This window comes from Bdellovibrio svalbardensis (genome assembly GCF_029531655.1).
GTDB lineage: Bacteria > Bdellovibrionota > Bdellovibrionia > Bdellovibrionales > Bdellovibrionaceae > Bdellovibrio > Bdellovibrio svalbardensis.
In genome coordinates this window covers 119,093-128,927 of sequence record NZ_JANRMI010000006.1, presented here as the reverse complement: position 1 = coordinate 128,927, position 9,835 = coordinate 119,093, and the positions used below count along the sequence as shown (strand labels likewise).

14 protein-coding genes are annotated in these 9,835 nt (G+C 45.4%); 11 read left to right on the top strand and 3 right to left on the bottom strand.

Annotation, left to right across the window (positions count from 1 at the left end):
- Nucleotides 1-151: 151 nt before the first annotated feature.
- From NWE73_RS17540 to NWE73_RS17515, 6 genes are all read left to right on the top strand, one after another.
- Complete coding sequence (locus NWE73_RS17540; protein WP_277579666.1) at nucleotides 152-523, top strand: VOC family protein; 372 nt, start codon at nucleotides 152-154, stop codon at nucleotides 521-523.
- An 18-nt stretch (nucleotides 524-541) separates the two neighbouring features.
- Nucleotides 542-1,027: an SRPBCC family protein gene (locus tag NWE73_RS17535; protein ID WP_277579665.1), complete on the top strand. Its 486-nt coding sequence runs from the start codon at nucleotides 542-544 to the stop codon at nucleotides 1,025-1,027.
- 117 nt (nucleotides 1,028-1,144) lie between these two features.
- Entirely contained in the window at nucleotides 1,145-1,462 is a 318-nt protein-coding gene (locus NWE73_RS17530; protein ID WP_277579664.1) for a BON domain-containing protein, read from the top strand.
- Between the two features lie 134 nt (nucleotides 1,463-1,596).
- On the top strand, nucleotides 1,597-2,004 hold the full coding sequence (gene gcvH / locus NWE73_RS17525; protein ID WP_277579663.1) for a glycine cleavage system protein GcvH: 408 nt from the start codon (nucleotides 1,597-1,599) through the stop codon (nucleotides 2,002-2,004).
- Nucleotides 2,001-2,714: a methyltransferase domain-containing protein gene (locus tag NWE73_RS17520; RefSeq protein WP_277579662.1), complete on the top strand. Its 714-nt coding sequence runs from the start codon at nucleotides 2,001-2,003 to the stop codon at nucleotides 2,712-2,714. The genes gcvH and NWE73_RS17520 overlap by 4 nt, the downstream gene beginning before the upstream one ends.
- Nucleotides 2,711-3,148 (top strand): Fur family transcriptional regulator, encoded by a 438-nt coding sequence (locus NWE73_RS17515; protein WP_277579661.1) that lies wholly within the window; start codon nucleotides 2,711-2,713, stop codon nucleotides 3,146-3,148. The genes NWE73_RS17520 and NWE73_RS17515 overlap by 4 nt, the downstream gene beginning before the upstream one ends.
- Here NWE73_RS17515 and NWE73_RS17510 read toward each other — a convergent pair.
- The 3 genes from NWE73_RS17510 to NWE73_RS17500 all read right to left on the bottom strand — a co-directional run bounded on the left by NWE73_RS17510 (nucleotide 3,145) and on the right by NWE73_RS17500 (nucleotide 6,205).
- Nucleotides 3,145-3,978 (bottom strand): DUF6662 family protein, encoded by an 834-nt coding sequence (locus NWE73_RS17510; RefSeq protein ID WP_277579660.1) that lies wholly within the window; start codon nucleotides 3,976-3,978, stop codon nucleotides 3,145-3,147. The genes NWE73_RS17515 and NWE73_RS17510 overlap by 4 nt on opposite strands.
- A gap of 133 nt (nucleotides 3,979-4,111) precedes the next feature.
- Nucleotides 4,112-5,623 (bottom strand): Ig-like domain-containing protein, encoded by a 1,512-nt coding sequence (locus tag NWE73_RS17505; RefSeq protein ID WP_277579659.1) that lies wholly within the window; start codon nucleotides 5,621-5,623, stop codon nucleotides 4,112-4,114.
- Nucleotides 5,624-5,641: 18 nt separating this feature from the next.
- Nucleotides 5,642-6,205 carry a hypothetical protein gene (locus NWE73_RS17500; RefSeq protein ID WP_277579658.1) on the bottom strand — a complete coding sequence of 188 codons (564 nt, stop codon included), beginning with the start codon at nucleotides 6,203-6,205 and terminating at the stop codon, nucleotides 5,642-5,644.
- A 241-nt stretch (nucleotides 6,206-6,446) separates the two neighbouring features.
- Here NWE73_RS17500 and NWE73_RS17495 point away from each other — a divergent pair, with 241 nt between their 5' ends.
- The 5 genes from NWE73_RS17495 (at nucleotide 6,447) to NWE73_RS17475 (ending at nucleotide 9,820) form a co-directional block, all read left to right on the top strand.
- Nucleotides 6,447-7,346, top strand: coding sequence for a DUF6662 family protein (locus NWE73_RS17495; RefSeq protein ID WP_277579657.1), 900 nt, complete (start codon nucleotides 6,447-6,449; stop codon nucleotides 7,344-7,346).
- 12 nt (nucleotides 7,347-7,358) lie between these two features.
- The gene (locus NWE73_RS17490) at nucleotides 7,359-7,907 is read left to right on the top strand and encodes an FMN-binding protein (protein ID WP_277579656.1); all 549 of its coding nucleotides are present in this window, start codon (nucleotides 7,359-7,361) and stop codon (nucleotides 7,905-7,907) included.
- Nucleotides 7,891-8,709 carry an FAD:protein FMN transferase gene (locus NWE73_RS17485; RefSeq protein ID WP_277579667.1) on the top strand — a complete coding sequence of 273 codons (819 nt, stop codon included), beginning with the start codon at nucleotides 7,891-7,893 and terminating at the stop codon, nucleotides 8,707-8,709. Before NWE73_RS17490 ends, NWE73_RS17485 begins: the two co-directional genes overlap by 17 nt.
- A gap of 2 nt (nucleotides 8,710-8,711) precedes the next feature.
- A complete protein-coding gene (locus tag NWE73_RS17480) occupies nucleotides 8,712-9,143 on the top strand; it encodes a hypothetical protein (protein WP_277579655.1) in 432 nt (143 codons plus the stop codon).
- Between the two features lie 173 nt (nucleotides 9,144-9,316).
- Entirely contained in the window at nucleotides 9,317-9,820 is a 504-nt protein-coding gene (locus tag NWE73_RS17475; protein ID WP_277579654.1) for a fascin domain-containing protein, read from the top strand.
- Nucleotides 9,821-9,835: the final 15 nt, after the last annotated feature.

The following is a 9,835-nucleotide window of genomic DNA, read 5'->3' as shown; positions in this document are numbered from 1 at the left end:
GATGCAGTTTTCGGCGCCGGTGTTGCGTTGCATTCCTCGGACAATTGCCAAAACCAAATCTCCTTTGCACAGGTGGTCTAGACTGCTGAAAGTTCTGTTGAATAGATCGACACAAGTAACGAATAATTAGAATTCAATTTGAGGTGACAAGATGAAAGGCAATGCAGTTGGATGGTTCGAAATTTATGTCGACGACATGACTAGAGCCAAGAAGTTCTATGAGTCTGTTTTTAGCACAACTCTTGAGCGGTTAAATAACCCCGAGGTAGAATTGTGGTCTTTTCCTGGCAATGTTAACTCCTATGGAGCCCCCGGTGCACTCGTAAAAATTCCCGGTGTAGCTGCTGGTGGAAATAGTGTGTTGGTCTACTTTTCTTGTGCGGATTGTTCGCTAGAGGAAAAAAGAGTCACAGAGTTCGGTGGCAAAGTTGAGAAATCAAAATTCGCAATCGGCCAGTACGGCTTTATCTCTTTGGTCTATGACACCGAAGGAAATATGTTTGGCCTTCACTCAATGAATTAGCAAGCAAAGGATCCTTTTATGGCAACCGAATTGAAATTAGACAGCAAACTTGATCTTGCCTTTGAACGAACCACCTCCCTTCCCGTTGAAAAAATATGGAAAGGATGGACTGATCCTGAAACACTGATGAAATGGTTTTGTCCGAAGCCATGGAAAGTGACTGAGTGCCGAATTGATCTTCGCCCAGGTGGTGAGTTCTATACGCTCATGCAGGGACCAGAAGGCGAAATAGTGCCGAACAATGGTTGCCTTCTTGAGGTTGTTGAAAACAAGAAACTTGTTTGGACCAACATGATGACTCAGGATTTCAGACCTATGGTTACCGACAGTATGGGTTTTCCACTTGTAGCGACCCTTCTGCTTACCAAAACAGAAAAGGGAACTTTCTACCAAGCCATCGTTCGACACGCTGACGAAGAAGGACGCAAGAAGCATGAAGCCATGGGTTTTAAGGAAGGCTGGGGCTTGGCATTCGATCAACTTGTGGATTTGATGAAAAGTTAGGCTCCAACTGATCCTCAGCAGGATCTTTTGAATCGCCTGTTTTTATTTATATTTTTGAAGGTAAAATGCGCTTAATAGCAACTTCAAAAAATCATTTATCGCTACAGGAGAAAACTTATGAAGTACCTAGCAATTTGTCTTTACGCCGGCTTTTTGTCTTTTGCGCTACCAATGTCTTCAGGTCATGCCGCAACAACAGATAAAAAGGAAAGTACCGGTGAGTATGTTGACGACAGTGTTATCACTACGAAAATCATGAATGATCTGCTCGCGGAACCAAAATTGAAATCCACTGAAATCAAAGTTAAAACCCACAAAGGAGTGGTTCAATTGAGTGGCTTTGTAACGTCGCAGGCTGATATTAACAGAGCGGTTGAAATCGCAAAAAGCGTTAAGGGAGTCACATCCGTCAAGAATGACATGCGCCTGAAGTAATCAAGATAACTTTAAAAACCTGCCCCGGCGGGTTTTTAAAGTTCCTGCCCTATTCCGCATTGCCAATTCAATTACTATTGCAACAAGTTGCAATAAAGACTTGACCCAAAAGACTTAAAATGTGATTTAAGGCCATGCCATATACATTGCCCGAAGAACTTTATTATACGAAGAACCACGAATGGCTTCAGGTTGACGAAAACCTGGTCACTATTGGACTCACAGAACATGCTATCGATCAACTTGGCGAAGTCATCTATTTGGATTTCCCAGAAGATGGTCAACATGCCAATCAAGGACAAGCCTTGTGTTCTATCGAAAGCATCTTAAAGATTCACGACATTCTATCTTCCATCAACGGCACTGTGCTGGAGGTCAACTCATCCTTGGTTGACGATCCTACTCTTATCAATGATGACCCCATGGGCGAGGGCTGGCTGTTTAGAGTGGAATTAGATAACGAACGAGATCTCGCAAATTTACTGCGCTCAAAAGACTACAAGGAATTGCTAGAGACCTCTTCGAAAAATGGAAGTGTGTGAAAAGAACTCACTCCCCCAATGGCCGATTGAATTATCTGGCCACGCTTTCGAGCAAATTCTCTGCACCACCGATAATTTCTGCAGAGATGATTCAAAAAATACAAGGGCTCGAGGAGATAGATGATGCTGAGTTTGATAGCATCTATCCCCCTCGAATTAGAGCGATCTCTGATATCCAATGGAGCTCCATCGCGGCCGCCCACCACATTGCGGACTTGATTGGACGTAATTCAAAATATCGATTCATTGATATCGGCTCAGGGGTTGGAAAACTCTGCACGTTATTATCCTTCCTGACAGAGCTAGAAATATTTGGGATCGAGCAACGGAAAAACCTGTTTGAAGTATCCAAAGCCATCGCACAAGAGAATGCTTTAGACCGGGTTCATTTCATTCACGGTAATATGCTCGATCTAAATTGGTCTGATTATGACATATTCTACTTCTACAACCCTTTCCAAGAACACATCTGTGATGACACTGACATTGCACTCATTGATAGGGACATTGACCTTGATCGAAAGCATTATGTGCAATATGTTAGCGAAGTATTTCGCCAGATGACTTGGCTAACCCCTGGCAAGAAGGTCATCACTTTTCATGGATATGGAGGTCAAATGCCATCAACCATGAAGTTTTTAGACAGCCGTCCAGTTGATAACGGGGAATTGTGCCTTTGGGAAAAGGTCGCCGGAGAAAATAGCCTGTGAAGAAACATAAGGACCTCGTCCTGTATCTAAAATCACATGGTCTTCGTATGACCTCGTCAAAAAAACTTCTGATTCAATTCTTTTTGGACAATCAGCATCGCCATATTCCAAATCAAGATCTGCAGAAGTTCATGAGCGAGCATCTTCCCGATGTCGATAGAACCACCATCTATCGAAATATCGAAAAGTTTATTGAACTTGAAGTCATCCAAGAACTCAGCCTACCCAAAAAAGGGAAGGTCTTTCAGTATATTTTCGAAAAGAAGCCCCACCACTACTACATTTGCAAATCCTGCGGCAAAGTCATCAAAGGCAACGACGACCTCTTCAAAAGAATTGAAAAAGCCCTCAAGGAAGTCCATGACTTCTCGAAGGCCAATCTTTCCGTCGTATTTTACGGATATTGCTCAAAATGTGATCCGAAGCTCTCCTAGCCTCCTAAAGGGATGCCGAACTTGAAGCGCACCTGAAACTTTTCTTTTTCATCAAGGTTCAGATTGCCATCCGTTTTTGGCCAACCGGAGACCTGCGGAAGAGCCGTCAATGTCCACCACCAGCTTTCAGAAGCATAGTGAATTGTTGGGCCTACGGACCAGGTGTAGAACTCTTGATCCGCAAAATTCATGTCTTCGTATTCGAAGTCATTTACTATCTCTAACCCCACGTAAGTTTTAGGTTGAAAAAGGTAAGCGATACCGGCAGAAATCCCTGCCTCCAGGCTTTTATCGCGATCACTTCCCTCTCTTTTCCACTCGGGTTCTAATTTAAGGTTAAGAACCGTGATTAAAGAGTTTTCCAGGAAATTCTTTTGAAGAAGCAACTTTGCGTCAACAGCTCTCTTATTGACCGGCTGACCAGACTTTTCACTGCGAACTGAAATTTCAGGCTCCAAATAAAGACTCAAACCAAATGAGTCTTTGTACGGACTCAAAACATTGTAAATAAATTCCAAAGACATGCCGTTGACGTCGAATTCATTTATGTTCGTCAAATCTCCACTGTTATGGATATTTACGTAAGACGTATTAATGTAGGCAGACATCTGAAGGTTGTCAGTGATGCCTGTCTCCAGCTCAAATCGTACGTCCAAGGCATTGTAATCACCTTCGCTTTTTCCAGAACGCAAAGTATTGTACTGTTCGTACTCCCATTGGCCTTTACCATGAGTGTCTGCAGTATAAGAATAGCCAAAAATTCCTTCGCTGGCTTGAGCTGTCAGAGCAGCAAACAGAGAACCAAATACCATTAGCTTAAATAATTTCATGTTATCTCCAGTAGTTTTTTATAACTAGGAGAGTGACAATAATTTCTGGCCAAAGTGATAACAATGGTTCTTAGGCAAAGCTCGCTAAAAGAAAACTAGCTGAGAATTCTCCACCGAGCGTCTACCTAGGCCATCAGTGGATTTTACGCATTCTCAAAAAACGATCATTAGCACCATTGCTCATATTGTACTCCGCATGGAAGATGTAGTGCTCGCCGGTTCTAGACTGAGCATAGATCGGCATAAATGTGCTGAACTCAGAAGCCGCGGCATATCCAAGCGTTGACCACGTCGAGCCATCATAAACTTTAACAACGGCAGCCACTGAAACCCCACCGACGGTATCCGCAAAAGACGCATAAATGCGCTGGTCAGATCCCAAGACCAACTTCAATGCCTGCGCATTCACCGCATAGCTAATGTTCTCTCCTATAATGTTCCAAGAAGCGCCATTGAACCGCGCAACCAAAAGTTGCAAATTTTTTGGCGAGGTTGCGTCGTATATCTTGAACAAGACAACCGGCTTCTCATCCTTATCCAGAATCATTTGGCCCATATAGTGCGAACCTGCAGGCAAATTGGTCGTCGGAAGATCACTCCATGCGCCCGCCGAGTACTTTTTAAAAAGAGGTACTTTATTAGTATCATCCATCGCAAAGACATAAATAGTGCCATCACTTGCGACATTCACCTGAGGATATTTTGTGGCTACCGTCGTTACACCTGTAGCTGTGCCGCCGACATAGTCCCAAGCACCGGCCTTATATTGCTGAACAAATAGCTTTCCAGAATCAAGGCCTCCAGAATAAACCACAATCGGATCACCTGCTGAATCCAAACTCAAATCCGCGTAGGTGGTGCTAAACCCACCTTTTGTAAAGTTGGCGGCACCGACTACACCCCACGCACTTCCATCCCATTTCGACAACGTCGCCTTGCCAGAAGCCGACCACAGGACATAAGGAGTTGACGTGCTTGTCGTTTGATCTTGATGCACTTCCAACATTGGGAAACTTGTAGAGTTTAAGCCACCACTCAAATCGCTGGCCCCATACTCTTGAGTGGTTGTTCCATCATACTTGATAAGCCGCAGACGCGCCGGACTGATATCATTACTGAGTACCACCGGCTTGCCATCAAAATCAACGTACATCCCGAGCGAATAAGATCGCCAAGCCACAAAGTACTTCGTCCCGAAGTCCAACCACCCCACAGTGGTCCCAAAAGAGATACTTGGATTTGATATTGGCTCCCCAGATATTCCAAGAAGACCAGAGTTGATGACTATGAAATAATTTGTAGAAGGCAGCAGACTGTTCACAGAAAATTTATACTTGGTTGCAGTCAGCTTGGTAAAACCACTGATTGTGACTTCAGCCCCGGCACTACTGCCCTGGCGAAGCTTAAAGGAGTTTGCATCGAACTGCACTGGCTCCTCAGAAAATTCGATAGTAAGATCCTTCAAGGTCGAAAGAGCTGTGCTTCCGCTTGCGGGGACCGAACTGACAACTCGAAACGCTGGCAAATTCGGGGAAACAGATGGCGATGTGCTCTCACCGACCAGGCTTTGAACACCTTTACTACATCCCGATGCCACAGACAGAACAACAATCGATACACTAAGATATTTAATAAGACTCTTCATGAGTGCTCCCGAAAAATTTTAGAAATTTCTGAAATAGCGAACGAACATTCCGTTGTAGCTGATAGGATATTCGCTATCGAAGATCATTCCGGTTTCAAAACCCACTGATAGCTCTGGGACAAGATTGAGATTCTGATAGTCGATACTTGCCAATGCATTCGAAGTGACTTGCGTTGTTTTTTGCCCATCACGCTCTACCAACAGGACGCCCGCCCCCACGCCGAACTGATAGTTCACGCGCTGAGCCCCCGCAAATTCAGTTCCACTGCGCAACTGAAGAGATGGTGAAAGGTATTCCGTTCTGCGCGAGAGTTCGCTGCCCGTGTATTTGGTGTAGCCAAATTCAGTGATGAAGTTCCAGTTTTGCAAGAAACTGAAATCTTTGGAAATCAGCCAGGATTTGAAATCTGAAAACGCGGCCGGTGTATATTCCACCTGAAGTGTGAACGCCGTTTGGTTCAAAAGATTCTCACTTTGACCATAGACTTTTTGAACTCCTGTTCGCACACCCACACTTTGAGCGCGGCCCAGGTTTGAATAGGAAATCGCCGCTAACATCACAAAAACGAATAGACTCTTCACTGTTTTTCTCCATGACAATGCCGGTTCTTCTATTAATTGTTTCGGATTCGTCATGTTTCGGAATATCCCTCGATCGGGGGATCAAGCATGAAACTGGACTGCCAAGGTGGTCAAAGGGGGGCTGAGAGGCATTTTCATCTACTTTTCATTTAGGGACATCTAATTGAAAAGATCTGGACGAGCCCAAACGGAGTGCGGTACTCCTCCTTCTCCATTTCTTAACATTTGAGAAAGATTTCCCATGTCCAAATTCAATGCTTTTAAAATGTTTGCGGCGGTTATGGCCGTTTGTTTGACGACGGGCTTGGCCCAAGCCGATGAGAATCTTTTTGGCTATATTCGTGGTGCTGAAACTTTACCGCAAGGCAGTTGGGACCTCTATCAAGTTCTGACTTCACGTACGGACAAGGGAAAGGGAACTTACAGTGCCCTTGATTCAAAAACCGAAATTGAATATGGAGCGACCAACAGCTTGTCCATTTCAGGCGCACTTATGATGCAATCAATTTACAGCAGTGGCATCACAGTTGACGCTTATATTCCCAAGGATATCAATTCGGGCATGTCCCCTTCTGGTTTGGAGTTTTCTGCGAAGTATAACTTCTTAAGCCCGGCTAAAGATGACGTTGGGTTTTCAACATACTTTGCGCTTCTACATAGCTGGAGAGACAAACACTCTGGCCAAGACAAAGATTCTACGTCCGCAGAACTCGAGTTCATCTTGCAGAAATACTTCCTCGAAGGAGAGTTGATCTGGGTGTTGAATACAGGCATGGAGTCTACTTATGCCCAACGTTACTACATTCCAGATCTTGACCCTGGCTTCGAATGGCCGACACATCCAGAAATGGAAATTGCCCTTAACGCGGGTATGGGTTTAAGTTATCGTTTCATGCCAAATTGGTTTGTGGGCGCTGAGCTTTCTTATGAAACTGAGTACGAAACCGAAGTGGGTCAAGAGCGTTGGTCCACTTTCGCTGGTCCAAACTTGCACTATGCCACAGCGGGCTGGTGGACGACTTTGACATGGTTCCCACAAATTCAAGGGGCCCCAGCTTATGATGGTCAGCAAGATGCCAACCTTCATTTGATTGAAAAAACAAAACAAGAAGTGCGCTTCAAAGTTGGCATCAACTTCTAAAGGAATTGCATCATGAACGGCGTTAAACAAAATCTATCTCTGTTGATTCCATTCGCCCTCGTGATGCCCGCCTATGCGACGGATTACCTCAACGAATCCCAAGCACAAAAAGTTCTTTTCCCTGAGGCCGATCAGTTTCTCAAGCAGTCCGTCACCCTGACGGACGATCAGGTTTCAAAAATCAAAGATCTCTCTGGAGTTCGCCAAAGAACAAAAAATCCGGCAATCTGGAGAGTTCAAAAAAAATCAAAACTTTTGGGCTGGTTCTATATCGATGAAGTCGTTGGAAAACACGAGTTCATCACTTACGCGACGGCCGTGGACCCTGACGGCAAAGTCCTCGGAGTTGAAATCATGAGCTACCGTGAAACTCACGGCGGCGAGATTCGCCAAGAGGCCTGGAGAAATAAATTTAAGGGCAAATCCCTCTCCGATCCTTTGAAACTTGATAAAGATATTCCTAATATCACGGGAGCAACCCTGTCTTGCCGTAACGTTCTAGATGGAGTTAAACGCATTCTAGTTCTTCAGCAGGTTCTTGGCAGTGAGAAAGCTCTATAGACGTCTGCGTCCCTTGCTTGGGACATTTGTAGAAGTCGGAACCTACGACGATCTCGCGCATTTCGAGGAAGCGGTCGCCGCGGCGTTTGCGACCATCGAAAGGGTTCATAAGACCCTCAGCTTCCATGATCCCGAGAGTGAGCTTTCAAAACTCAATGCCTCCCAAGGACAGTGGATCAAACTCAGCCCCTTAAGTATTGTGGCCCTGCGCTTAGCACGCTCTATGAGCTGTGCCAGCGAAGAGCTATTTAATTGCACCGTGGGCGGAGCCTTGGTTTCGGAGGGAAAACTTCCTCGTCATTTTGACTCAGAATTCCTGACTTCAGGGTCTTATAAAGATCTCGAACTTCGCGGGACCTCCGCTCGCCTCCAGAGACCTGTGCTTATTACCCTGGATGGTATCGCCAAGGGCTATGCGGTGGATTTGGCCGTGAAAGCCATGAAAAGCCTCGGTGTGACTTCAGGGTATGTCAATGCTGGCGGAGACCTTCGGGTCTTTGGAGAATTGATTCTGCCCCTCCACCGTCGCGAGATCGATGAAAGCCTTACAACCCTTGGCAACTTTCAAGAAATTGCAGTTGCCACCTCAACGGTTTCTGAGCAATACAACCCCCAGTATCCTGGTAAAATTTTAGGATCAAATAATGTCCCTGCCCATATTGGGGCGTGGACCGTTACTTCTGGCTCCGCATGGCGTGCGGATGCTTTGACGAAGGTTGCAAGCCTGGCTTCTGATGATCAACGACAAGATTTGATCACTCGGCTGGGCGGCAAGCTTCTGACTTCCAAAGGATTAGATTGATTATGAAGGGCTATCCCAAATGGTTTTCTGTTAAGTTTATCTCAATTTGCTTGGGGGTTCTTTTCCTAACTGGCCTTCTTTTGACGCCGACGACCCTCGAAGTTCGATTGGATAAAACCGTACCATGGAGACTCAGCGCGGATTCTCGAGTTGCCGTAGCGGGGATTCACACCCTGCTGGCTTTGATCTCCATTGCCATTGTCGGTGCCCTCTCAAGTATTCATATGCGCAAAGAGTGGAATCGCAAACGCAATCGTGTCAGCGGTATCAGCTTGGTCGCTGTCTTTGTGTTCCTCGCTCTGTCAGGTTTAGGAATTTATTATTTTGGAAATGAAACCTTAAGCGTGCTTGCGAGTGTCAGCCATTTGACAGTCGGAATCTTGATTCTGTTTATTTATATTTGGCACTTACTTTACAAAAAAACTGCAGCCTAGGTTTCCCTGTCCCACAACAGCAGACCTTCGCCTTTTACTGTTCGAAAATCCAATGTTGAACGTCTTAGTTTCAACATTATCTCAACAACTTTCTCCGCGAGGCTTTGAATGTCTCTTTTCCTTGGTATCTCATAATCCTATGAGTGGTCTTGAAAGACCAAAAGGAGAATCCCATGAAAATGATTTTTGCTTTTTCTGCTCTCTTCTTCACTCTTGGCCTGTCATCCATTTCGCAGGCCTGCAACGGACCCATCACTTGTGCCATTAAGACTTTCAATGGCCATTATCTGACGGCCGTTGGCGGTGGAGGACGAACCACTGATGTGATTCACACCAATGCCACCCGCGTGCGATCTTGGGAAAAGTTTGTCCTGGTTGATTCCTGCACCGGAGACCCTATCATTAGCTATGGCCTTAAGACTTACACAGGCAACTACCTCACCGCAGTGGGCGGTGGAGGAAGGATTACCGACGTCATCCACTCTGATGCCACCCAATTGCTAGATTGGGAAAAGTTCAAAATGATCTCTCTTGGCTACGGTGTCTATGCCATCCAAACCTTCACAGGAAACTATGTCACTGCTGTGAGTGGTGGTGGAAGAGTTAGCGATACGATTCACACCGACGCCACACAAATCGGATCCTGGGAAAAATTCCGTCTCGAGTGTGGCCTCTAGGTAATAAGTCCTCAG

Excerpts from the sequence above, each read along its gene's own strand:
- NWE73_RS17540 (WP_277579666.1), top strand. The coding sequence starts at position 152 with ATGAAAGGCAATGCAGTTGGATGGTTCGAAATTTATGTCGACGACATG.
- NWE73_RS17510 (WP_277579660.1), bottom strand. The coding sequence starts at position 3,978 with ATGAAATTATTTAAGCTAATGGTATTTGGTTCTCTGTTTGCTGCTCTG.
- NWE73_RS17530 (WP_277579664.1), top strand. The coding sequence starts at position 1,145 with ATGAAGTACCTAGCAATTTGTCTTTACGCCGGCTTTTTGTCTTTTGCG.
- NWE73_RS17480 (WP_277579655.1), top strand. The coding sequence starts at position 8,712 with ATGAAGGGCTATCCCAAATGGTTTTCTGTTAAGTTTATCTCAATTTGC.
- NWE73_RS17535 (WP_277579665.1), top strand. The coding sequence starts at position 542 with ATGGCAACCGAATTGAAATTAGACAGCAAACTTGATCTTGCCTTTGAA.
- NWE73_RS17490 (WP_277579656.1), top strand. The coding sequence starts at position 7,359 with ATGAACGGCGTTAAACAAAATCTATCTCTGTTGATTCCATTCGCCCTC.
- NWE73_RS17505 (WP_277579659.1), bottom strand. The coding sequence starts at position 5,623 with ATGAAGAGTCTTATTAAATATCTTAGTGTATCGATTGTTGTTCTGTCT.
- NWE73_RS17475 (WP_277579654.1), top strand. The coding sequence starts at position 9,317 with ATGAAAATGATTTTTGCTTTTTCTGCTCTCTTCTTCACTCTTGGCCTG.
- NWE73_RS17495 (WP_277579657.1), top strand. The coding sequence starts at position 6,447 with ATGTCCAAATTCAATGCTTTTAAAATGTTTGCGGCGGTTATGGCCGTT.
- gcvH (WP_277579663.1), top strand. The coding sequence starts at position 1,597 with ATGCCATATACATTGCCCGAAGAACTTTATTATACGAAGAACCACGAA.